Here is a 22,051-nt window from a genome sequence, read left to right on the forward strand (position 1 = left end):
TCCGGGTCTGGCGGGACCAGCATACCCGGCAAGGCGGCGCGGAAAAGGGCGTTATCCGCACGAAATCAGGGCAATCAGCGCGACCAGGACCAGCATCAGCCCCCAGACCCGCCAGAGCAGGCCAACGGCCGCGTCGATGTCATCCGGCCCGGCATCGCGGCGGCCCTCGGGGTGCACGAAGGGCTGATCGGTCATCCGCCCGTGATAGCTGCGCGGCCCAGATACGGCGACGCCCAGCACCACGGCCATGGCTGCCTCGGGCCAGCCGGCATTGGGCGAGCGATGGCGCGGGGCATCGCGCAGCACCACGCGGGCGGCATCGGGCCGCCAGCCCGCCAGCGCCAGAAGCACGGCAGACAGCCGGGCCGGGATCAGGTTCAGCACATCGTCCAGCCGCGCGGCGGCCCAGCCGAACTGTTCATGCCGCGGGGTGCGGTGGCCGATCATGCTGTCGGCCGTGTTGACCACCTTGTAGATCAGGATCCCCGGCAAGCCGCCGATCAGGAACCAGAAGGCCGGGGCGATCACGCCATCCGACAAATTCTCGGCCGCGCTTTCGATGGCCCCGCGCGACACCGCAGGCGCGTCCATCGCCGCCGTGTCGCGCCCGACGATGCGCGCGACCATCCGCCGCCCGTCCGCCAGCGAGATCCGCAAGGCATCGCCCACCGCCTGAACATGATCGGCCAGCGAACGCTGCGCGAGCAAGATCGCACCGCCCAGCATTTCCCAGACCGGGCCAAAGGGCAGCGCCGCGACAAGGCCGCCCAGGGCCCCTGCCCCGACCACCAGCAGCACCACAGCCGCGATGCCCCGCATCTTGCGGTTTGTCCCCCGGTTCAGCCGCGCATCCAGCACTGCCACCGCCCGGCCCATCAGCACAGCCGGATGCGGCCAGCGATCCCACAGCCAGCGCGGCTCGCCCAACAGGGCATCCAGCAGCATCGCGGGGATCAGGATCAGGGCGTGCATCGGGCCTCCGGGATCGGTTGCATGGGGTTATCAGGCAGCGCCGCGCGCGCGTCCAGACCGGACATCGGGCCAATGCGGCCAATCGCTGCGGCAAACCCTGCTTGATGCGCGGCGACAGACATTTATTCATGGCGCCATGAAACGCGCGCCTTCCGCAGCCGCCCGACGGGCAGTGACCTGCCCCCTGGTCGATGGCCCCGGTCTGTCGAAGGCCCGCACAACCCCAAAGCGGGACCAGACCATGACCACGAACGACCAGCCCACACCCCAGGATCACCGCATCCCCTGTGGCGACGGCCATATCTTTGCCCGCGACTGGGCGGGGCGTGACACCAAGGTGCCCATCGTGCTGCTGCACGATTCGCTTGGGGCGGTGACGCTTTGGCGCGACTTTCCCGAACGCCTTGCCAAGGCCACCGGGCGCCGGGTCATCGCCTATGACCGGCCGGGCTTTGGGCAATCGTCGCCGCGCACCGATGTGCTGTCCCCCGGCTTCGTGGCCGAGGAAGCCCATCACGTCATCCCGGTTCTGTGCGATGCGCTGGGGCTGACCCGGTTCATCGCCTGCGGGCACAGCGTGGGCGGGGGCATGGCGGTGGAAACCGCCGCCGCCCACCCCGATCGGGTCGCGGCGCTGATCACGATCGCCGCACAAGCCTTCATCGAAGACCGCACGCGCGAGGGGATCCGCGCGGCGAAGGCCGCCTTTGCCGACCCTGCCGAACTGGACCGGCTGGCCCGCCACCATGGCACCAAGGCGCGCTGGGTGCTGGATGCCTGGACCGAAACCTGGCTGTCACCCGGCTTTGCGGACTGGTCGCTTGACCGCGCGCTGTCAGGGGTGAAATGCCCCGCCCTTGTCATGCACGGCGAGCGCGACGAATACGGATCGCACGCCCAGCCCCGCCAGATCGCGGCGGCGACGGGTGGCCAGCTGGTGATCCTGCCCGGCACCGGCCATGTCCCTCACCGCGAGGCGACGGATCTGACCATCGCCACCATCCGCGATTTCCTGCAAACCGCGCAGGTCTGACCCCGCAGGCGTTCAAATCTGCGGCGCTGCCCGACCATGCGGCGCCGCAAAGTCGATCACCGGGTTGATGGGCAGAATCCGGTTCGGGTTTATCGTGTCGTGGCTATAGTGATAGTGCCGCACGATGTGATCGAGCTTGACCGTATCAGCCACCCCCGGCACCTGATACAGCGCGCGGGTGTACGCCCAAAGGTTCGGAAAATCGACCAGCCGGTTGCGGTTGCACTTGAAATGCAGGTGATAGACCGGGTCGAACCGCACCAGCGTGGTGAACAGCCGCCAGTCGGCCTCGGTCACGACGCCGCCGACCAGGAACGGCGCGCGCGACAGATGGTCCTCCAGCCAGTCCATCGTGTCGAACACCTCGCGCACGGCCTCGTCATAGGCGGCCTGCGTGGTGGCGAATCCGGCGCGATAGACCCCGTTGTTGAAGCCGCGATAGATGCGGGTGTTCACCGCCTCGATCTGGTCCCGCAGCGGTTCGGGCCAGAAATCGCGGCCATTGCCGGTGATCCCGTCAAAGGCCGAGTTGAACATGCGGATGATCTCGGCGCTTTCGTTCGACACGATGCGGCCGGTCGCCTTGTCCCATAGCACCGGCACGGTCACGCGGCCCGACATGTCAGGCACCGCACGGGTGTAGAGGTCGCGCAGGAACGGCAGGCCGAATTGCGCATCGCCCGTCGCCCCCGGAAAATCGGTGGCAAAGGTCCATCCATCGTCCAGCATGTCCGGATGGACCGCCGACACGTCGATCAGCCCTTCCAGCCCCTTGAGCGCCCGGAAGATCAGCGTCCGATGCGCCCAGGGGCAGGCGTAGGACACATACAGATGATAGCGCCCCGGCTCGGCCCGGAAGTCGCCATCGCCCGACGGGCCGGGCGCACCATCGGGGGTGATCCAGTTGCGGAACCGGGCCACCGTGCGCTGAAACCGGCCGCCGGTGCTGGCGGTGTCGTACCAAGCGGGATCCCAGTTCCCGTTCACAAGCTGACCCATGGCATTTCCTTTCTGTTGCCGCCTACCTAGGGGCCTTGCCTCGCCTTGGGAACATCCGCGTGGCGCGCAGAAAGGGCTGCATCTGCGCACATCCGGACAATCCGCAGAGTTGCTCTCTTGCCACGCCGCCCGTCTGCTGGGCATAAAACCGCAGAATCGCTTGAAATTCCGGCACGTTGCGGCAGAGTTGAGGCAGGGAAGGGAAAAGCCATGCTGGAATTTCTGCCTGCCGATGTGCGTGAGGGGCTCATGCGCGCCCAGCGCCGCGCGCCCGCGCGCCGCCGCAAACTGGCGCTGCACCTGGGGGATGCGGTGTTCCCGATTCTGCGCATCTGGGACAGCGGGTTCGCCATCGACGCAAGCCGCCTGAACCGCCTGCGCGGGTTTGTGGAAATCCACGAGGGGGCGCGCCCCTTGCTATCGTGCCTGATCGTCGCCAGCGACCTGGCCGAGGGCGAGCTGATCTGCACCTTCAAGCGCGCGACCCCGATCCAGGACCGCGCCGCGCTGGATTACGAACTGCCCGAGGACCAGCCAACGGTGCTTCTGCCGCGGCAATAGGCTTTCATCTTTCCAGAAATACCCGACTGGGGCGCCAGCGGGTCAACGCGGGGAAATGAGACCACCGCTTCGGCCGCCTTCGGGCCGCAAGGTCTGCTCACCTACCACCGTCGCGCGTCGCGTTCCGACGGCCCAGCACGGACCCCACGGCATTTCCTGCCCCGGGGTCCCATTCGTCTGTCTCCGAATTTTCCACGGCCGCCGGTAGGTTCGCCAAGGGGTCAAGAACCGACCGGCGCGGGGGTGTGCCCCCCGCCCGGAAAGATAGCTCTCAGCCCGCCGCCAGGGGCAGGCGCCGCTCGACCAGCCGCGCCATGATGGATGCCCCCACGGGCAGCACTTCGGTATCCAGAACGAAACCCGGATTGTGCAGACCGACCGTGCCGGCATGGCCCACCCGGCAATAGGCGCCGGGCACCAGACGCAGCATGTCGGCGAAATCCTCGGATCCGGTGGCGGGTTCTTCGGTATCGCTGACCTTGTCATCGCCGACGATATCGCGCGCCGCTTCCAGATAGGCATCCGACAGATCGCCATCGTTGACCAGCACGTCAAAGGCATTGCGCAGATCGGCCTCGATCTCGACACCGTGCGCCAGGGCGTAACCGGCGCAGATTTCCTTCATCCGCCGGGCGGCCATGTCATAGACCTCGTCCTTGAAATAGCGGATCGTGCCGGCCAGCGTCGCGGTTTCCGGCACGACGTTATAGGCGGTGCCGGCATGGATCTGCGTCACCGACAGCACCAGCATGTCCAGGGGATGCAGGTTGCGGCTGTGGATCGTCTGCAGCTCGCTGGCCAGCGAGGCGGCGATCAACAGCGAATCCTTGCCGTTGTGCGGCTGGGCGGCATGGGCGCCCTTGCCCTTGATGCGGATGTCAAAGAACGCCGCCCCCGCCATCGCCGCCCCGCGGGTGATGCCAAAGGTGCCCGGCTTGCCGTTCGGGGAATTGTGCATCCCGTAGACCTCGTCGCAGGGGAACCGCTCGAACAGCCCCTCGGCGATCATGCGGCGCGCGCCGCCCATGCCTTCCTCGGCCGGCTGAAAGATCAGCACGACGGTGCCGTCAAAATCGCGGTTCTCGGCCAGGTATTTCGCGGTGCCCAGCAGCATGGTGGTATGCGCATCATGCCCGCAGGCGTGCATCTTGCCCGGCACGGTCGAGGCATAGGGCAGGCCGGTGGTTTCCTGCACCGGCAGCGCGTCCATGTCGGCGCGCAGCCCGATGCGGCGGTTGCCGCGGCCCTTGCCCTTGATGATCCCGACAACGCCGGTGCCACCGATCCCTTCATGCACCTCGTCGATGCCCCAGGCGCGCAGCTTTTCGGCCACGATCCCGGCGGTGCGCACCTCTTCGAACCCCAGTTCGGGATGGGCGTGCAGATCGCGGTAGATCGCGGTCAGTTCGGGGGCATGGGCTGCGATGGGGGGCAGGATGGACATGGGGCGCGCTCCTTGATGGGGTGATCACATGCTGGCGCGCAGCCGCCGCCACTGCAACCCCGGACTTGCGGGATGGCGGCGGTTGGGGTTACCTGCCCGCCCGGTCCCGGATGAAAGGTTGCGCCATGGCCCCCACCCCCGAAGTCGCCCGCCAGATCGCCCTGACGATTGCCGCCGAAATCGGCGCGCGCGCCGATCAGGTCGCCTCGGCGGTGGAATTGCTGGACGGGGGCGCGACGGTGCCGTTCATCGCCCGCTACCGCAAGGAGGTGACGGGGGGTCTGGACGACACCCAGCTGCGCAATCTGGCGGAACGGCTGGTCTATCTGCGCGAATTGCAGGCCCGGCGCGAGGCGGTCATCGCCTCGATCACCGAACAGGGCAAGATGACGGACGATCTGTCCGCCAGCATCGCCAAGGCCGCAACCAAGGCCGAGCTGGAAGACATCTACCTGCCCTACAAGCAGAAACGCCGCACCAAGGCGATGATCGCGCGGGAAAACGGCCTTGGCCCGCTGGCCGAGGCGATCCTGGCCGACCGCGCCGCAGATCCGGCCGTGCTTGCGGCCGGATACATCACCGAGGCGGTGCCGGATGTGAAGTCCGCGCTGGACGGCGCGCGCGACATCATTGCCGAAGGTCTGGCCGAGAATGCCGAGCTGAAAACCCGCCTGCGCGACCTTCTGCGCCGCGATGCCCGCCTGACCTCGCGCGTGATCGAGGGGAAAGAGGCCGAGGGCGCCAAGTTTTCGGACTATTTCGCCCATTCGGAACCCTTTGGAACCTGCGCGGGGCACCGGGCACTGGCGATGTTCCGCGGCCGGAATGAAGGTTTCCTGAGCCTTGATCTGGAGATCGACCCGGATGCCGCGCCGGGCATGGGCCGGGCCGAGGGCATGGTCAAGGGCGCGCTGTCGGTCGCGCGCGGGGGCAAGGGAGATGAGTGGCTGGCCACTGTCGCCGGCTGGTGCTGGCGGGTGAAGCTGCGCCCCTCGCTGACGGTCGATCTGATGATGGAACTGCGCGAGCGGGCCGAGGAAGAGGCGATCCGCGTCTTTGGCCGCAACCTGAAGGATCTGCTGCTGGCGGCGCCGGCAGGCGGGCGGGCGACCATGGGGCTGGACCCTGGCATCCGTACCGGGGTCAAGGTCGCGGTGGTGGACGCCACCGGCAAGCTGGTGGAAACCGCCACCGTCTATCCGTTCCAGCCGAAAAACGACCTGCGCGGGGCGCAGGCCACGGTCGGGGCGCTGATCGTCAAGCACGCGGTCGATCTGATCGCGATCGGCAACGGCACCGCGAGCCGCGAGACGGAAAAGATGGTGGCCGATCTGCTGGCGATGATGCCGGGGGCGAAGAAACCCACCAAGGTCGTGGTGTCCGAGGCTGGCGCCTCGGTCTATTCGGCCTCGGAACTGGCGGCGCAGGAATTCCCCGATCTGGATGTGTCCTTGCGCGGCGCGGTTTCGATTGCCCGGCGGCTTCAGGATCCGCTGGCGGAACTGGTCAAGATCGAGCCGAAGTCGATCGGCGTGGGCCAGTATCAGCATGACGTCGACCAACACCGCCTGGGCCGCGCGCTGGACGCGGTGGTCGAGGATGCGGTGAACGCGGTCGGGGTCGATCTGAACACGGCCTCGGCCCCGCTGCTGGCACGGGTGGCAGGCATCGGGCCGGGGCTTGCGGAAACCATCGTCAGCCACCGCAATGCGAATGGCCCCTTTGCCACGCGGCGCGATCTGCTGAAGGTCAGCCGGCTGGGCCCCAAGGCCTTCGAGCAATGCGCGGGCTTTTTGCGCATTCCGGGCGGCAAGGAACCGCTGGATGCCTCGTCCGTGCACCCCGAGGCCTATGAGGTCGCGCGCCGCATCGTTGCCGCCTGCGGGCGCGATCTGCGCACGCTGATGGCCGACCCCACGCCGCTGCGCCGGCTGGAGCCGCGCGATTTCGCGGATGAGCGGTTCGGCCTTCCGACGGTCAAGGACATTCTGGCCGAACTGGAAAAGCCCGGCCGCGACCCGCGGCCCGCGTTCAAGACCGCAACCTTTACCGATGGGGTCGAGGAAATCACCGATCTGCGCGTGGGCATGCTGCTGGAAGGCACGGTGACGAACGTGGCCGCCTTTGGCGCCTTTGTCGACATTGGCGTGCATCAGGACGGTCTGGTTCATGTCAGCCAGCTGGCAGACCGTTTCGTCAAGGACCCGCACGAGGTGGTGAAGGCAGGCGATGTGGTCAAGGTGCGGGTGGTCGAGGTGGATGTGCCACGAAAGCGCATCGGCCTGACCATGCGCAAGGATGGCGGCGGGCGCGACGAGGCGCCAAAGCGCGGCGGCCCTCCGGCCAAAGGCGGGCGCGGGCCGATGTCGGCCGGGCCGAAGGGGGGCGAGGCGACCGGCGGCTTTGGCGCCGCGCTGCTGGACGCGATGCGCAAGCGTTGACCTGACCGTGCCGTTGCGCCAGTGGTGAGGGCGGAACCGGGGGCCAGCCCCCGGACCCCCGGGGTATTTTTGGCAAGATGATGGGGAACGGGGCCGGGAGGGCGCGCATATGGCACTGAGTTTTCGGCAGGGCGAGATTCTGGAGATCGCACGCAGCGAGGGGCGCGTGGTGGTCGAGGATCTGGCCGCGCGGTTTTCCGTGACCTTGCAGACCATCCGCCGCGATCTGGGGGAACTGGCCGAGGCGGGACTTCTGGACCGGGTGCATGGCGGGGCGGTGGTGCGGGCCGGCGTCGCCAATACCGCCTGGGCCGAGCGGCAGCGGCAGAACCTGGAGGCCAAGGCCGCGATTGCCGCGGCCTGCGCCGCGCTGATCCCCGACAATTCCAGCCTGATCCTGAACATCGGCACCACGACCGAGGCGGTGGCCCGGGCGCTGCTGGGGCACCGAAACCTGACGGTGGTCACGAACAACCTGAACGTTGCCAACATTCTGGCCCGGAACGAAAGCTGCGAGGTGATGGTTGCGGGCGGCGCGTTGCGGCGGGCCGATGGCGGGCTGGTGGGGGAATTGACCACGCAGTTCTTTGAACAGTTCAAGGTGGATCTGGCTGTCATCGGCATTTCGGCGCTGGATGCCGATGGCGATCTTCTGGATTTCGATCTGGCCGAGGTGCGGGTTGCACGGACGATCTTGCGGCAGGCACGGCGGCGGCTGGTGGTGGCCGATGCCTCGAAACTGTCGCGCCATGCGCCGGTGCGGCTGGGGTCCTTGTCCGAGCTGGACGGGATTGTCACCGACCAGCCGCTACCCGAGGCGCTGGCAGCGGCCTGTCAGGGCTGGGGGACCGAGGTGTATCTGGCCTGATCGCCGGATGGCCGTCACCCCAGATGCGGGCGGCATCGCGGGCGATCAGCCGGGATTCGATCGCGGACAGGCGGGCAAGGGCGTCATACTCGGATCCGGTGTCGCGCAGGGCGCGCTGCCATAGCCGCAGGGCCGAGGCTGTCGACCAGGGCAACGCCGCCTGGTGCAGCCAGTGCCTTAGGGCCGCGGGCAGCCGGTCAAAGGCCGCCATCGGGGCGGCCTTGCGACGCGGCAGGCGGGTGGCAAGGTTACGCCTCATGCTGTCTGGCGGCCCCAGCGCGGGAACGGGTCGGCCAGATGCGCCCATGCCTCGGGGGTGAAGCGGCTGGCGGGAACAAGGCAGGCATCCAGCGATGCGGTGATCGCGGCGCGGTCCATGCCGGCACCGATGAACACCAGTTCCTGCCGCCGGTCGCCCCAGGGGTTCTCCCACTGTGCGCGCATCTTGTCGAGCATCGCCGGATCCTGGGGCCAGCGGTCTTGCGGGATCGCGGCCCACCAGCCCCCCAGCGGCGTGACCGAAGAGATGGCCCCGGCGAGCGAGAATTCCGCCACCCAGTTCGGCCGGGTTGCCAGCCAGAAATGCCCCTTGGCCCGGATCACGCCAGGCAGCGGGCCGTTCAGAACCCCGTGCAGGCGGGCCGGGTCGAACGGGCGCCGCGCGCGGTAGACAAAGCTGGAAATGCCGTATTCCTCGGTTTCGGGGACATGGTCGGCAAAGCCGTAAAGTTCCTTGGCCCATTGCGGGTGCAGGTGGGCGCGGTCGAAATCGAAGAGGCCGGTATCGAAGATGCGCGCGGCATCGACGCGGGAATGATCGGTCTCGATCAGCATGGCATCGGGGTTGAGGGCGCGGACGATCTTGCGCGCGGCATCCGCCCGGTCAGGTCCGGCATCGGTGATCTTGTTCAGCACCACCACATCGGCAAATTCGATCTGCTCGGTCAGCAGGGTGACAAGCGTGCGATCATCCCCCTCGCCCGCCACCTCGCCGCGGTCGGACAGGAAATCGTGGCTGGAATAATCGGCCAGCAGGTTTGCGGCATCAACGACCGTCACCATGCAATCCAGCCGGGCGATGTCGGACAGGCTGTCGCCGAATTCGTCGCGGAATTCAAAGGTGGCGGCGACGGGCAGCGGTTCTGCTATGCCGGTGGATTCGATCAGCAGGTAGTCGAAGCGGCCTTCCTCGGCCAGGCGCCGCACCTCGGTCAGCAGATCGTCGCGCAGGGTGCAGCAGATGCAGCCGTTCGACATTTCGACCAGCTTTTCCTCGGCCCGGTTCAAGGTGGTGCCGGCGGCAACCAGATCGGCGTCGATGTTCACCTCGGACATGTCGTTGACGATCACCGCGACGCGGCGGCCCTGACGGTTGTTGAGGATGTGGTTCAGCAAGGTCGTCTTGCCGGCGCCCAGAAAGCCGGACAGGACGGTGACGGGAAGGCGGGGGTCGCGGGTCATGGGGGCCTCGGGTCAAGGGGTGCCCGGCCTTGTAATATGTAATGTTATTACATTCAATATAAAAGGTCGGGCTTGCACCAGTGCTGCCCGCCGCTACGATGCGCGCAGGCCGCAGGGGCGGCATTGCGAACGGGGGGAGAAGATGGCGAGAACCGTGGTGATCAAGGCCTTTGGCGGGCCCGAGGTGCTGGAGCTCGAGGACCGGCCGGTGAGCGATCCGGGGCCAGGGCAGGTGCGCATTCGCCACCATGCCGTGGGGCTGAACTTCATTGACGTCTACCAGCGCACCGGGGTTTATCCGCTGCAACTGCCCTGTGCGCTTGGCATGGAGGCCGCTGGCGTGATCGAGGCCGTGGGCGACGGCGTGACCCATCTGAAGCCAGGCGACCGCGCCGCCTATGCCGCCCAGCCGCCCGGTTCCTATACCGAGGCGCGGGTGATGCCCGCCGCCCAGGTCTGCCCCCTGCCCGACGCGATTTCCTTTGAGGAAGGCGCGGCGATGATGCTCAAGGGGTTGACGGTGCAATACCTGTTCCACCGCACGGTTCCGCTGAAGGCCGGGGATACCGTGCTGTTTCACGCGGCAGCAGGCGGCGTGGGGCTGATTGCCTGCCAATGGGCAAAATCCGAAGGCATCCGGCTGATCGCCACCGCCGGATCGGACGAGAAATGCCAGATGGCGCTGGACCATGGCGCCGATGCGGCGATCAACTACCGTGACGGCGCCTTTGCGCCCAAAGTGCGCGAGCTGACCGGCGGGCGCGGCGTGGATGTCGTGATGGATTCGGTCGGCGCGGCAACGTTCGAGGGCTCGCTCGATTGTCTGCGGCCGGTGGGGATGATGATTTCCTTCGGCAATGCCTCGGGGATGGTGCCGCCGGTCAGTCTGGGCACGCTGGCGGCCAAGGGATCGCTGCAGATCACCCGCCCGACGCTGTTCACCCATATTGCTCGGCACGAGGATTGCCAGGCCATGGCGCAGCATCTGTTCGGCAAGGTGACGTCGGGGGCGGTCAAAATCCGCATCGACCAGCGTTTCCCGCTGGACCAGGTGGCCGACGCCCATCGCGCGCTGGAATCGCGGGCAACGACCGGAGCGACGGTGCTGTTGCCGTAGGCGCCCTTGGACCGGGCAGGACCGGGGGCCAGCCCCCGGACCCCCGGGGTATTTGAGGCAAGGTGAAAGGGCGATCAGGCGACCAGGGACTCGGCGCGTTTCAGATCGACGCTGACAAGCTGGCTGACGCCCTGTTCCTGCATCGTGACCCCGAACAGCCGGTCCATGCGCGACATGGTGACGGCATGGTGGGTGATGATCAGGAAGCGGGTTTCTGTCCGCCGGGTCATTTCATCCAGCAGATCGCAGAAACGGGTGACGTTGGCATCGTCCAGCGGGGCGTCCACCTCGTCGAGAACGCAGATCGGGGCGGGGTTCGCCAGGAACACTGCGAAGATCAGCGCCAGCGCTGTCAGGGTCTGTTCCCCCCCGGACAGCAGCGACAGGGTTGAAAGTTTCTTGCCCGGCGGCTGGCACATGATTTCAAGGCCGGCTTCCAGCGGGTCATCGGATTCGACCAGCACCAGCCGCGCCTCGCCGCCATTGAAGAGATGGGTGAACAGGGTCGAGAAGCTGGCGTTGACCTGATCGAAGGCGGCCAGCAGCCGTTCGCGCCCTTCGCGGTTGAGGCTGGCGATGCCGGCGCGCAGCTTGCGGATGGCCTCTTCGAGATCCTCTTTTTCGGCGCGCAGGGTGTCGTGTTCGGTCTGCACCGCGCGGGCGTCTTCCTCGGCCCGCAGGTTCACCGCGCCCAGGGCCTCGCGCGAGCGGCGCAGGCGCTGCGCCTCGGCGTCAAGATGGTCCGAGGGCGGAATGGTGTCGGGGTCGATCTTCAGCGACTCCAGCAGATCGGCCGGGCTGCCCTCGGTTTCCTCGGCGATGCGCTCGGCGGCCAGGGCTACGGTTTCGCGGGCCGCATCGGCGCGGGCCTCGGCGCGGGCGCGGGTCTCGCGCGCCTCGCCTGCGGTGCGTTCGCTGGTGCGTTCGGCATCTTGCGCGGCGCGCAGCGCGCCTTCGGCGGCCGACAGCGCGTCTTGTGCGGCAGCGCGGCGGGTTTCGGCATCATGGATCGCCTCGAGCAATTCCTCGCGCCGGGCGGCGATTTCCGAGGGAACGGCATTGGCTTCGGCCAGTTCCTCCTCGGCGGCCTCGCGGCGGTCCTGCAATTCGGCGGCGCGCTTTTCCGCCGTTTCCAGCCGCAGGCGCCAGCCAGAGAGTTCCTTGGTGACTTCCTGCCGGCGGCGGGTGCGCGATTCCCCCTCGCGCCGCGCCTCATCATGGGCAGACCTGCGGGCGATCATCGCAAGGCGGGCGGCCTCGACGGTGGTTTTCAGGGTTTCGACCAGCGCGCGGGCCTCGGACAGGTCGGGCAGATCGGCGGCGGTCTCGTGCGCCTCGGCCAACCGTTCAGTGGCTTCCTCGGCCTCGGCCTGAAAGCGGGCAAGGGCAAGGCGGGCGGATTCCAGCTTGCCTGCGGCAATCGAGCGATCCGCCTCGGCGCGCGACAGGGCGCGGGTGGCCTCGGTCACGCGGGCATCAGCGGCGCGGCGTGCCTCGCGGGCCATCTGATCGGCGCGGGACAGCTCGGCCAGGCGCGCGGTCAGCGCCTCGTGCGCGGCTCGGGCGCCATCGGCACGGGCCGAGGCATCCTCGAGATCGCGCTTGAGCTGGACAAGCCGGTTCAGCTGGCGCAACCGCAGCGCGGCGGCCGAGGGCGCATCGGCCGCCGCCGCGCGGAACCCGTCCCAGCGCCACAGATCGCCATCAAGGCTGACCAGCCGCTGACCGGGGCGCAGATCGGCTTGCAGGCGCGGGCCATCGGCGCGATCCACCAGACCCACCTGCGACAGGCGGCGGGCCAGCACGGCAGGGGCACCGACATGCGGGGCCAGCGGTCCCGCGCCAGCGGGCAGCGGCGCGGTATCGTCATAATCGGGCAAGACGACCCAGCCCGACGCCGCGTCCGCCGCCACCTCGGGCGCGCGCAGATCGTCAGAGAGGGCGGCGCCCAAGGCGGCCTCATAGCCCGGCTCCACCGTCAGATGGTCCAGCAACTGGCTGCCGGCATGGGATTCGCGGTCCACCAGCCGGGCAAGGGCGGCCACTTCGGCGCGCAGGGCATTTGCCTCGCCTTCGGCGGCCGAGCGGGCGGCGCGGGCCTCGGCCTCGCGGGTCTGCACCTCGGCGCGGGCGGTCTCGGCCTCGGCAAGGCTGGCCTCGGCCTCTTCGGCGGTGGCGACGGCCTCGGCCTGAGCCTCTTCGGCGATGGCCTGATCCTCGGCAGCGCGATCCAGGGCCAGGGCGGCGGCTTCGGCGGCGCTTGCGGCGCGGGCGGCCTCGGCCCGGGCCTTTTCCACAGCAGCGGTTGCCTCTTGCACCAGACGCTGTGCGGACTGGTGGCGGGCCGAGAGGCGCGCGGCATCTTCGGTCGCCTCGGCCAGATCGCTTTCGCAGGACGCAAGGACCGACGCGGCCTCGCGCGCGGCTTCGGCCAGTTCTGCCAGCCGGTCGCCCTCGCCGTCCTGGGCGCGGGCCAGCTGGTCAAGCTCCCATTCCAGACGGGCAAGGGTTTCGCCGGCATCGCGGTTCAGCCCGGCCTCGCGTTCGGCGTCGCGCTGCAACTGGGCGATGCGGGCGCGCAGGGATTCCACCGCCTCGCGGGCCCGCGATTCCTGATCGGTCAGGGCATCGCGCTGCACCATCAATCGCTGAAGGATCGCCCCCGCGATCGCCTCTTCCTCGCGCAGCGGCGGCAGGCGATCCTCGGCGGCCTGACGGTCGGCCGAGGCCTTGCGGGCCGCCGTCTCGGCCATCGAGGCCAGGCGGACCGCCTCGGTCAGCTGGCTCTGGGCAAGCTGGCGGGCGGTATCGGCCTCGTGCCAGCGGCGAAACAGCAACATGCCTTCGGTGCGGCGCAGATCGGTGCCAATCTCGCGGTAACGCGCGGCCTGCCGGGCCTGGCGCGCCAATGTGGCCAGCTGCTGGGCAAGCTGTTCCAGCACGTCATCCACACGGGTCAGGTTGGTTTCGGTGGCGGACAGCCGCAGCTCTGCCTCGTGGCGGCGCTGATACAGGCCGCTGATCCCTGCCGCCTCTTCCAGCACACGGCGGCGGCTGCGCGGCTTGGCATTGATCAGTTCGGAAATCTGCCCCTGCCGCACCAGCGCCGGCGAATGCGCGCCGGTCGAGGCGTCAAGGAACAGCATCTGCACATCCTTGGCCCGCACTTCCTTGCCATTGGCGCGGTAGGCCGACCCGGCATCGCGGGTGATGCGGCGGCTGATTTCCAGCAGATCAGAGTCGTTGAACCCCGAGGGCGCCAGCCGATCGGCATTGTCGATGCTGAGCGAGACCTCGGCAAAATGGCGCGCGCCCCGCGTGGCGGCGCCGGCGAAGATCACATCCTCCATCTCGCCGCCGCGCATGGCGGTGGGGCGATTCTCGCCCATCACCCAGCGCAACGCCTCGAGCAGATTGGATTTTCCGCAGCCGTTCGGCCCGACGACCCCGGTCAGGCCGTCGGCGATCACCAGCTCTGTCGGATCGACAAAGCTTTTGAAGCCGTTCAGTCGCAGGCGGGTGAATCGCAAAGGGCGCTCCGTTGGCAGGAAGCGCCATGGTCTTGAGCGCGCGCGGGCGAGTCAAGACCGATACGCGACATTTCGGGGGATAAGCCGCCCTGGGCACAACATGTCGGCAGACAGGGCGATCCGCACCAGTCGAAACGCGCAAGGCATGGCGCCACCCGGCCCCTTGCAGGTCCGCCAGCCACCGGATTGCACCATCCTTGCCCAGATTTCGCCGCATTGGCCCTGCACGTTGATCCTCAGTCAGCGCGGAGAACCCTGATGATCATGGCATCCATCCTTGTCGGAACTCTTGTGGCAATCGTCTCGGGCGCAACGGGGCTGATCGCCGGATATGGCCTGCTTGCCGCCATGGGCTTGTATGCCATTGGCGGCATGGCCGGCGTTGTCCTGACCCTTGGGGTTTCGGCCCTGCGTCATCTGGCCCGCAGCGCGCCGGAAGAGCACCTGGCGCTGGCGACCGCTCAGGGCTGACTTCGCCGCAGATGCGAATGCAGAAACAATAGCGCAAGGCCCTTCCTGACGGTCAGCCGATAGTCGGTCTGGCCGTTAATCTTGTTCGCTTCGGCAATCTGCCGGGAATCGGCGCGCCCTGGGCGCGAATCATGCCCGGGATTTGCCAATTGCCTGAAACATGTAATTAAACCCTTGGTTGCGGGCCGCCAAATTATGGCGACATTACGGCGAACAAGTGGCCCGTTGGCGACACAATCCCCCCGTCCAGTGATGGATTGGTGACACCTTTCCCCGTTCGCAACTCGGCCAGAAAAGGCTAAAATGCCTTTAGATTGGTAATGCCTTGTGAGTGCTTAGAAAGCTGCCCAGCTCCCGAGTTCGATGATCGCTTCGAACGTGCCCTCGGCGCGCCTGGTTCGCTCGTGCCTTGAATTGCAAGCAATGCTTATCGCTGACTGTTGCCAAGAGAGCCACAATGACCCTGACCTATGGACACTTCGAGACGGATGCTGAATTGCCCGGCGGCATCGAAGTTGGCCACGGGTATGAAGACACCAGCTATCGCGACAAGGGCATCTATCGCCACGGGCTGAAACGGGCGCTGGATGTGGCTCTGGTTCTGCTTGCCATGCCATTCGTGGCACCACTGATCGCGCTGCTTGCGCTTGCGGTCATGCGTGATGGCGGAAAACCGTTCTATTTTCAGGATCGGGTCGGCAAGGGCGGCCGTACCTTCCGCATGTGGAAGCTGCGCAGCATGGTCGTCGACGCAGACGAGCGCATGATCGCCCATCTTGCGGCCGACCCCGAAGCCCGCCGCGAATGGGACGAGACGCAAAAGCTCAAGAACGATCCGCGGATCACCCGTTTCGGGCATTTCCTGCGCAAGTCCTCGCTGGACGAGTTGCCGCAGCTGATCAACGTGCTGACCGGCGACATGAGCCTTGTCGGACCCCGCCCGATGATGGTCAGCCAAAAGGCGCTGTATCCCTCGACCGCCTACTATGAGCTGCGGCCGGGCATCACCGGCTATTGGCAGACCGCCGGGCGCAACCGGACCAGCTTTGCCGCGCGGGCAAGCTATGATGCGGCCTATGAGCGTGAGCTGTCCTTTGCGACCGACGCGGAAATCCTGATCCGCACCGTCGGTGTGGTGGTCAAGGGCACCGGCTACTAGGGCTCAGACCCCGACATAGCGCGCGAACTGCGCGCTGTGCGGTGTCAGGGTGCTGGCGTCGCAGGTCTCCGCCACCGTCCCGCCGGTGACAAAGGCCACCCGGTCCGCCACCGACAGCACCGCATCGACCCGCTGTTCCACCAGAACGACAGCCACCCCCATCGCCTTCAGAGACAGGACGGTATCGCGGATCAGCGCGATCATGGACGGCTGCAACCCCTCGGTCGGCTCGTCCAGCAGCAGAACCGAAGGTTCCAGGCACAGGGCGCGGGCAATGGCCAGCATCTGCTGTTCGCCCCCCGACAGGGTCGAGGACCGCTGGTCCAGACGCTCGCGCAGGCGAGGGAACAGGTCCAGCACCCGCTCGCGCGTCGCGGCGCCCTTGTGGCGGGTCATCAACCCGACCTCGATATTCTCGGCCACCGACAGCGGACCGAACAGGCGCCGCCCCTGTGGGACATAGCCGATGCCGTGGCGCGGCACCTCATGCGCAGGCAGTTGCTGGATGGGCTGGCCATCCAGCAGGATGCGCCCCGCCGTCACCCGCACCTGCCCCATGATCGCGCGCAGCATGGTGGTCTTGCCCGCCCCGTTGCGGCCCATGACGCACGTGACCTGACCGGCCGCAGCGGCAAAGGTCAGGCCGCGCAGCACCTGCACCGCCCCATAGCCGCCGTCGATGCCCTCGAGCCGCAGCATTCAATCCCCCAGATAGGCGGCCTGAACCGCCGGGTTGGCCCGGATCTGCTCGGGTGTGCCCTGCGCCAGAACCTGGCCAAAGTTCAGCACCGTGATGCGATGCGCCAGATCCATCACCACATCCATGTTGTGTTCGATCAGCAGCACCGTGGTGTCCGGCACCAGACCGCGCACCAGCGCCTTGAACGTGTCGATCTCGGCATTGGCAAGGCCCTGCGTCGGCTCATCCAGGATCAGCACCTTGGGACGCAGCGCAAGGCCCATGGCGATTTCCAGCAGCCGCTGGTGGCCATAGGACAGTGTGCCCGCCTCTTGCCCCGCGCGATCGTCCAGCCCGACACGGGCCAGCGCCGCCATGGTGCCCGACCTCAGGTCTCCTGGATGGCGCTGCACCGCCAGGGCCACATTGTCGAACACGCTCAGCCGCGCATAGATCGAGGTGATCTGGAACGTATAGGCCACCCCACGCGCCACCCGCGCATGGGCCGGGAGGCGGGTGATATCCACACCGTCCAGCGTGATCGTGCCCGACTGCACCGGCACCCGCCCCGACAGCAGGCTGACCAGCGTGGTCTTGCCCGCCCCGTTCGGGCCGATCAGCGCGTGACTCTCGCCCCGGTGAAGATCAAGGTCCACCCCGTCGACCGCCCGAAGCCCGCCGAAATGCCGGACCAGACCGCGCGCGGACAGGATCACGGCAGCCATCGGACCAGCCTTTCCCGCACCACACCCAACAGCCCACGCGGCGCGAACAGCACCAGCACCAGCAGCGCGACGCCAATCACCGCCAGATGCGCCGTGGTATAGCCCGAGGCAATGTCGATCAGATAGAACATCAGCACTGCCCCCAGCAGCGGCCCCAGCGTCGTGCCCGCACCGCCCAGCAGCACCCACAGCAGCGGCAGGATCGAGAACTGGGTGGCAACAAAGCTGGCCCCGACATAGCCGAACATCACGCCATAGGCCGCCCCCGCCGCCCCCGAATACAGACCCGACACCCCCAGCGCGATCAGCTTCACCCGAAAGGGATCATAGCCCAGCATCCGGCTGCGTTCCTCATTTTCCCTCATCGCCACCATGACGCGCCCAAAGCGCGAGCGGACCAGCGCCAACTGCCCCAGCAGCGCGACGGCGAACAGCACCAGCGCAACGGCATAGCGGGTGCCATCGCTGGACAAATCCAGCGGGCCGATGGCACGGGCGGCGCGGGCCAGGTTGAACCCCTCTTCCCCGCGGGTGTAGGCGGTGAAATACATCACCAGCAGATAGCCCGCCTGCGCGAACATCAGCGTCACGATCATGAAGCTGACCCCCGCGGTGCGCAGCGCCAGCAGCCCCACCGCCACCGCCGCGGCCCCACCTGCCAACAGCCCCATGGGCAGGGCCACCGCCGCAGGCCAGTCACCCAATTCCATCAGCAGACCAGTGGCATACATGCCGGCACCAAAGAACAGCGCGTGTCCCAGGCTCAGCAGCCCCGTATAGCCAAAGGCGATGTTGTAGCCCATGGCATAGACCGCCAGCAGCATGATGCGGGCGGTATTGGTGTGGTGATAGGGCGGAAGCAGGACACTAAGCACGGCCAGCCCGGCGATCACGGCCAGATGCAGCGCCAGATCCCGCCTCATGCCCGCTCTCCGAACAGGCCCTGCGGGCGGAACACCAGCACCAGCGCAACAAACAGCGTGGCGAGGATCTTGGCCAGCGTCGGCGACCAGAAGAACGAGATCACCCCATCCGACAGCCCGATCACCAGCGCGGCAATCAGTGTGCCGCGCACCGACCCCAGGCCCCCGATGATCACCACGATGAAGGACAGCAACAGCGGATCATGCCCCATCAGGTAATGCGCCTGCTGGATCGGCACCAGAAGCACCGCCGCCAGCCCCGCCAGCCCCGCCCCCATGGCAAAGACCAGCGCATAGACCCGGTCCACGTTGATGCCAAAGGCACGGGCGGTGTCGCGGTCGATCTGGGTGGCGCGCATCACCAGCCCGGCGCGGCTGCGGTTCATGAACAGCCAGACGGCCAGCAGAATGACCACCGCCGCCACCACGACCGCTACCTTGTAGCCCGAATAGCCGAACCACGGGAACTGGATGCGCCAGGTGAACGGCGCCTCGATCGGCCGCGCGTCGGGGCCGAAAAAGCTTAGCGCGCCCTGTTGCAGGATATAAGACAGGCCGATGGTGGCGACGATGGTCGCCTCGGGCTCGTAGCCCAGCCGCTTCAGCACTGCCCAATCCGCCAGCGCCGCCAGCGCCGCCACGATCAGCGGTGCCACCAGCAGGGCAACGACAAAGGCCGCCCAGGCCGGGCCGGGCACGGCTTGGGCCACGAACCAGGCCAGCACCGCGCCCAGCATGAAAAACTCGCCATGGGCAACGTTGACCACCCGCATGACGCCGAACACAAGGCTAAGACCAACGGCCGTCAGCGCCAGAACGGCGGCCATGACCGTGCCTTCCATCAGCGCCAGCAGAAGATAGGGGCCAGAGATCATGCGCCGTCCTTGCAGGGGGCCGGGCGGACCCGGCCCCACGGGGCCTTAGAACGACTGCGCGGTGTAATCCACCGCATCGGGATACATCCCGTCCTCGATCGAGGTGCGGTGCACGCGGATCAGCTTGCCCCCTTCGACCCTGGAGATGTTCTGATGGCCAAAGACCTGATGGGTCTTGCCGTTGAACAGCTTGTCACCCTGCGGATGCTGCAACCCTTCGGGAATGGCGGTCATCGCCTCCATCGCCTCGACGAACTTCTGCCGGTCGGCCGGGCCCTGATAGCCGGCAGCCTCCATCCCGTTCTTGATCAGGAACAGCGTTTCCCAGCAGCTGAACATATGGGCATAGGTCGCAATGTCGCGCGCATCCGACACCGAGGCGCCATTGCCATCCACCCCGACCGCCGCGCGATAGGCCTTTTCACTCTCGGACGCATCGGCCTGAAGGTTGCGGCAATGGCCTTCCCAGAAATGGGTGCCTTCCAGGAATTCCAGCCCCGGCGCGCCCATGTCGACGGCTTCCAGACTGTCGATAAACCCGAAGATCTGCGGCCGCGCGCCTGATCCATAGAACTCGCCCAGTTCCTTGCAGAAGGTCAGCACGGCCGGGCCGATCATCACATGATAGATCACCTCGGTTTCCTTGGGGATCCGGGGGAAATAGCGGGTAAAGCTGGTTTCGGTCGGCGGAATGGCGACATGGGCGATCACCTCGCCGCCCTGTGCCTTGACCGCCTCGGTAAAGAAATCGCGGTGGTCGTGACCAAAGGCATAATCGGGGAAGATCATCGTGACCTTCTTGCCCAGGTTCTGCGTGACCCAGGGCGCCATCGACGCCACCTGCGAGCGCACATCGGTGATGCCCGGTTGCAGCGTCCAGCGGTTCAGCTTGCCGCTGGCAACGTGGAACCCTTCGGAGCAGACCAGATAAGGCACCTTGAGTTCCGCCGCGCGGGGGGCCGAACCAATCACCACATGCGAGAACAGCGGGCCAAAGATCAGATCGCAGCCTGCCTGGCTGGTCAGCTTTTCCACCACCTCGGCCCCGCGCTTGGGGTCGGTGCCATCATCCTCGAACACCACCTCGACCGGGCGGCCGTTGATGCCGCCCTGTTCGTTCAGCAGCTTCAGCGCCGCTTGCGTGGTGCGTTCATACCAGCGGCCATAGGCAGCACCGATCCCGGTGCGGTGCAGCTGGAACCCCAGCTTGATCGGCGCCGAGGACTGCGCCTGCGCGAACCGCGCCCCAAGGCCTGGAACCGTCAGCGCCGCGCCGCCAGCTGCCAGCCCCGCAAGGACCGAACGCCGTGACGGCATGTTTACAGTCGAAAGTTTGGTCATGTGGCAGCCTCCCCGCAAGTGGCCGGTGTCGCTCAGGCGCCGGTCGGTGATGCCAGAAGCCACAGGCCCAGTATCGTGTACCCTACCATCAACACAGTCAGCGGCAAATGCGCAAGTCCGCGTTCCCCGCGCGCCGACAATTGCAGGGCCAGAACCACGGCCAGGACATGCGCGCCCAGAATTGCGGCAAACTGGGCGTTCCAGATCAGGGTCATGGCGCCGCGATCGGTCAGAAAGCCCATCGAGACATAAAAGGGCGGCAGTCCCAGCAGCGCATCGCCCTGAAACAGCGGATCGTTCAGCGCCGCCAGCGTGTATTGCCCGGCCGTCAGCAGCGTCAGCAGGTAATGCGCGCCATGATAGCCGGCAGCGATGGCCAGAAAGCTCAGCATCACCGGCCCGGCCGCCAACCGTGCCCCCGACAGCCGCCGCCCCAGCGCCAGCGCGCCCATTATGGTGGCCGCCGTCAGCCCCCAGGCGGCGAACAGGCCGATGGTGTTTTCGGTGACCACCGCCGAGCGGCCCGAGAATTCCAGCGGATTTTCCCCGACCAGCGCCAGCCACCAGAACGTCTCGCGCAGCCCGTCAAAGGTCAGCGCTGCCAGCGCCAGCGTGACAAAGGCCACCTGCGAGGCGCCCAGCGGCGCCATGGTCAGCACCTGCGTGCCCGGCCAGCCCGCCATGATCCGCAGCCGCGTGCCGTCGGGTTCGGCCCAGAACGGCGCGATGCGGGATAGATAGCCGAAATAGACAGTCAGGAATTCGCCGTGCTCCAGCCAGTCCTCGCCCTCGGCCAGGGCCAGCAGGAAGATGACCAGCCAATAGGCCCCCGCTACCTGCGCCAGGATCAGCGGATCGTCAGGCGAAAGTGAGACGATCTGGAACCAGCTGAACGCCGCCAGCCCCAGGACTGCCGGGGCCTGCCCCAGCCGCGACAGCCCGATGCTGCCCTGCCATCCGGTCAGCAGGCGAATGATGCGCACCGGCCCGGTCCAGGGGTTCAGCCCGCGCCACAGATTGCCGAAAACCAGCGAGGCCAGCGGCAGCGCGACCCAGACCACCGTCCAGAACACCAGCGTCCACAGATTGTGCATCGGGTCGCGCGGGCCAAGGATGCCGACGCCCAGCAGGCCCAGAAACAGCAGGAAGCCCAGATAGCTGGAGACGGTTTGCGGCACCAGCACCCGCCGGCTTGCCAACACATGCGCCTGCATCTCGGGCAAGCGGCGCGCCATCGCTGCCAGCAGGCCGGTCAGCGCCACGGTCAGCGCCGCGCCCAGCATGTAGCGCCCGGTCGGCAGCGTCATCACGATCGAAGGCGGCAAGGCGCAGGCCAGAACAGGCACAGGCGCCAGCCCGGCGGCAAGACCGCCCAGCCCAGCCCGCCCGAAATGCCGGTCCTTGCGCATGGCACCCCCGTTCAGCCGATCGGCAAGAATGAAACACCGCCAG

19 protein-coding genes are annotated in these 22,051 nt (G+C 67.3%); 7 read left to right on the top strand and 12 right to left on the bottom strand.

The window, feature by feature from the left end:
• Positions 1-51: 51 nt before the first annotated feature.
• Positions 52-972, bottom strand: coding sequence for an adenosylcobinamide-phosphate synthase CbiB (gene cbiB / locus G481_RS0112905; protein WP_035025992.1), 921 nt, complete (start codon positions 970-972; stop codon positions 52-54).
• A gap of 241 nt (positions 973-1,213) precedes the next feature.
• On the opposite strand from cbiB, the gene G481_RS0112915 reads away from it, so the two are divergent.
• Positions 1,214-2,005 (top strand): alpha/beta fold hydrolase, encoded by a 792-nt coding sequence (locus G481_RS0112915; protein ID WP_028030412.1) that lies wholly within the window; start codon positions 1,214-1,216, stop codon positions 2,003-2,005.
• Between the two features lie 12 nt (positions 2,006-2,017).
• On the opposite strand, the gene G481_RS0112920 is transcribed toward G481_RS0112915, so the two are convergent.
• The gene (locus tag G481_RS0112920) at positions 2,018-3,004 is read right to left on the bottom strand and encodes a glutathione S-transferase family protein (RefSeq protein ID WP_028030413.1); all 987 of its coding nucleotides are present in this window, start codon (positions 3,002-3,004) and stop codon (positions 2,018-2,020) included.
• 210 nt (positions 3,005-3,214) lie between these two features.
• Here G481_RS0112920 and G481_RS0112925 point away from each other — a divergent pair, with 210 nt between their 5' ends.
• A complete protein-coding gene (locus tag G481_RS0112925; protein ID WP_028030414.1) occupies positions 3,215-3,565 on the top strand; it encodes a hypothetical protein in 351 nt (116 codons plus the stop codon).
• Positions 3,566-3,836: 271 nt separating this feature from the next.
• On the opposite strand, the gene G481_RS0112930 is transcribed toward G481_RS0112925, so the two are convergent.
• Positions 3,837-5,009, bottom strand: coding sequence for a M20 aminoacylase family protein (locus G481_RS0112930; RefSeq protein ID WP_028030415.1), 1,173 nt, complete (start codon positions 5,007-5,009; stop codon positions 3,837-3,839).
• A gap of 125 nt (positions 5,010-5,134) precedes the next feature.
• On the opposite strand from G481_RS0112930, the gene G481_RS0112935 reads away from it, so the two are divergent.
• Positions 5,135-7,450 (top strand): Tex family protein, encoded by a 2,316-nt coding sequence (locus tag G481_RS0112935; RefSeq protein ID WP_028030416.1) that lies wholly within the window; start codon positions 5,135-5,137, stop codon positions 7,448-7,450.
• A gap of 109 nt (positions 7,451-7,559) precedes the next feature.
• A complete protein-coding gene (locus tag G481_RS0112940) occupies positions 7,560-8,318 on the top strand; it encodes a DeoR/GlpR family DNA-binding transcription regulator (protein ID WP_028030417.1) in 759 nt (252 codons plus the stop codon).
• On the opposite strand, the gene G481_RS26695 is transcribed toward G481_RS0112940, so the two are convergent.
• Both G481_RS26695 and G481_RS0112950 read right to left on the bottom strand, forming a co-directional pair.
• On the bottom strand, positions 8,245-8,625 hold the full coding sequence (locus G481_RS26695; RefSeq protein WP_342666585.1) for a DUF6525 family protein: 381 nt from the start codon (positions 8,623-8,625) through the stop codon (positions 8,245-8,247). The genes G481_RS0112940 and G481_RS26695 overlap by 74 nt on opposite strands.
• Positions 8,574-9,779: a GTP-binding protein gene (locus tag G481_RS0112950; RefSeq protein ID WP_028030418.1), complete on the bottom strand. Its 1,206-nt coding sequence runs from the start codon at positions 9,777-9,779 to the stop codon at positions 8,574-8,576. Before G481_RS0112950 ends, G481_RS26695 begins: the two co-directional genes overlap by 52 nt.
• Positions 9,780-9,921: 142 nt before the next feature.
• On the opposite strand from G481_RS0112950, the gene G481_RS0112955 reads away from it, so the two are divergent.
• Complete coding sequence (locus G481_RS0112955) at positions 9,922-10,896, top strand: quinone oxidoreductase family protein (RefSeq protein ID WP_028030419.1); 975 nt, start codon at positions 9,922-9,924, stop codon at positions 10,894-10,896.
• A 74-nt stretch (positions 10,897-10,970) separates the two neighbouring features.
• Here G481_RS0112955 and G481_RS0112960 read toward each other — a convergent pair whose 3' ends face one another.
• Entirely contained in the window at positions 10,971-14,426 is a 3,456-nt protein-coding gene (locus tag G481_RS0112960) for a chromosome segregation SMC family protein (protein ID WP_028030420.1), read from the bottom strand.
• A 258-nt stretch (positions 14,427-14,684) separates the two neighbouring features.
• Here G481_RS0112960 and G481_RS0112965 point away from each other — a divergent pair, with 258 nt between their 5' ends.
• Both G481_RS0112965 and G481_RS0112975 read left to right on the top strand, forming a co-directional pair.
• A complete protein-coding gene (locus tag G481_RS0112965; protein ID WP_028030421.1) occupies positions 14,685-14,897 on the top strand; it encodes a hypothetical protein in 213 nt (70 codons plus the stop codon).
• A gap of 457 nt (positions 14,898-15,354) precedes the next feature.
• Positions 15,355-16,056, top strand: a complete 702-nt coding sequence (locus G481_RS0112975) for a sugar transferase (RefSeq protein ID WP_028030422.1) — start codon at positions 15,355-15,357, stop codon at positions 16,054-16,056.
• A 3-nt stretch (positions 16,057-16,059) separates the two neighbouring features.
• Here the strand turns inward: G481_RS0112975 and G481_RS0112980 are convergent, their stop codons facing one another.
• Genes G481_RS0112980 through G481_RS23755 form a run of 6 tightly spaced genes read right to left on the bottom strand, consistent with a single transcriptional unit; the run spans position 16,060 to position 22,008 of the window.
• Positions 16,060-16,755, bottom strand: coding sequence for an ABC transporter ATP-binding protein (locus G481_RS0112980; RefSeq protein ID WP_028030423.1), 696 nt, complete (start codon positions 16,753-16,755; stop codon positions 16,060-16,062).
• Positions 16,756-17,460 (bottom strand): ABC transporter ATP-binding protein, encoded by a 705-nt coding sequence (locus G481_RS0112985; RefSeq protein ID WP_028030424.1) that lies wholly within the window; start codon positions 17,458-17,460, stop codon positions 16,756-16,758.
• Positions 17,448-18,383, bottom strand: coding sequence for a branched-chain amino acid ABC transporter permease (locus tag G481_RS0112990; RefSeq protein ID WP_028030425.1), 936 nt, complete (start codon positions 18,381-18,383; stop codon positions 17,448-17,450). The genes G481_RS0112985 and G481_RS0112990 overlap by 13 nt, the downstream gene beginning before the upstream one ends.
• Entirely contained in the window at positions 18,380-19,258 is an 879-nt protein-coding gene (locus tag G481_RS0112995; RefSeq protein WP_028030426.1) for a branched-chain amino acid ABC transporter permease, read from the bottom strand. The genes G481_RS0112990 and G481_RS0112995 overlap by 4 nt, the downstream gene beginning before the upstream one ends.
• Positions 19,259-19,303: 45 nt before the next feature.
• The gene (locus tag G481_RS0113000; protein ID WP_028030427.1) at positions 19,304-20,599 is read right to left on the bottom strand and encodes an ABC transporter substrate-binding protein; all 1,296 of its coding nucleotides are present in this window, start codon (positions 20,597-20,599) and stop codon (positions 19,304-19,306) included.
• A gap of 32 nt (positions 20,600-20,631) precedes the next feature.
• On the bottom strand, positions 20,632-22,008 hold the full coding sequence (locus G481_RS23755; protein WP_051294520.1) for a hypothetical protein: 1,377 nt from the start codon (positions 22,006-22,008) through the stop codon (positions 20,632-20,634).
• Positions 22,009-22,051: the final 43 nt, after the last annotated feature.

It is taken from the genome of Gemmobacter nectariphilus DSM 15620 (assembly GCF_000429765.1).
Classification (GTDB): Bacteria; Pseudomonadota; Alphaproteobacteria; order Rhodobacterales; family Rhodobacteraceae; genus Wagnerdoeblera; species Wagnerdoeblera nectariphila.

Coding starts and splice junctions, on each gene's coding strand:
- cbiB (WP_035025992.1), bottom strand. CDS start 972: ATGCACGCCCTGATCCTGATCCCCGCGATGCTGCTGGATGCCCTGTTG.
- G481_RS0112915 (WP_028030412.1), top strand. CDS start 1,214: ATGACCACGAACGACCAGCCCACACCCCAGGATCACCGCATCCCCTGT.
- G481_RS0112920 (WP_028030413.1), bottom strand. CDS start 3,004: ATGGGTCAGCTTGTGAACGGGAACTGGGATCCCGCTTGGTACGACACC.
- G481_RS0112925 (WP_028030414.1), top strand. CDS start 3,215: ATGCTGGAATTTCTGCCTGCCGATGTGCGTGAGGGGCTCATGCGCGCC.
- G481_RS0112930 (WP_028030415.1), bottom strand. CDS start 5,009: ATGTCCATCCTGCCCCCCATCGCAGCCCATGCCCCCGAACTGACCGCG.
- G481_RS0112935 (WP_028030416.1), top strand. CDS start 5,135: ATGGCCCCCACCCCCGAAGTCGCCCGCCAGATCGCCCTGACGATTGCC.
- G481_RS0112940 (WP_028030417.1), top strand. CDS start 7,560: ATGGCACTGAGTTTTCGGCAGGGCGAGATTCTGGAGATCGCACGCAGC.
- G481_RS26695 (WP_342666585.1), bottom strand. CDS start 8,625: ATGGGCGCATCTGGCCGACCCGTTCCCGCGCTGGGGCCGCCAGACAGC.
- G481_RS0112950 (WP_028030418.1), bottom strand. CDS start 9,779: ATGACCCGCGACCCCCGCCTTCCCGTCACCGTCCTGTCCGGCTTTCTG.
- G481_RS0112955 (WP_028030419.1), top strand. CDS start 9,922: ATGGCGAGAACCGTGGTGATCAAGGCCTTTGGCGGGCCCGAGGTGCTG.
- G481_RS0112965 (WP_028030421.1), top strand. CDS start 14,685: ATGATCATGGCATCCATCCTTGTCGGAACTCTTGTGGCAATCGTCTCG.
- G481_RS0112975 (WP_028030422.1), top strand. CDS start 15,355: ATGACCCTGACCTATGGACACTTCGAGACGGATGCTGAATTGCCCGGC.
- G481_RS0112980 (WP_028030423.1), bottom strand. CDS start 16,755: ATGCTGCGGCTCGAGGGCATCGACGGCGGCTATGGGGCGGTGCAGGTG.
- G481_RS0112985 (WP_028030424.1), bottom strand. CDS start 17,460: ATGGCTGCCGTGATCCTGTCCGCGCGCGGTCTGGTCCGGCATTTCGGC.
- G481_RS0112990 (WP_028030425.1), bottom strand. CDS start 18,383: ATGAGGCGGGATCTGGCGCTGCATCTGGCCGTGATCGCCGGGCTGGCC.
- G481_RS0112995 (WP_028030426.1), bottom strand. CDS start 19,258: ATGATCTCTGGCCCCTATCTTCTGCTGGCGCTGATGGAAGGCACGGTC.
- G481_RS0113000 (WP_028030427.1), bottom strand. CDS start 20,599: ATGACCAAACTTTCGACTGTAAACATGCCGTCACGGCGTTCGGTCCTT.
- G481_RS23755 (WP_051294520.1), bottom strand. CDS start 22,008: ATGCGCAAGGACCGGCATTTCGGGCGGGCTGGGCTGGGCGGTCTTGCC.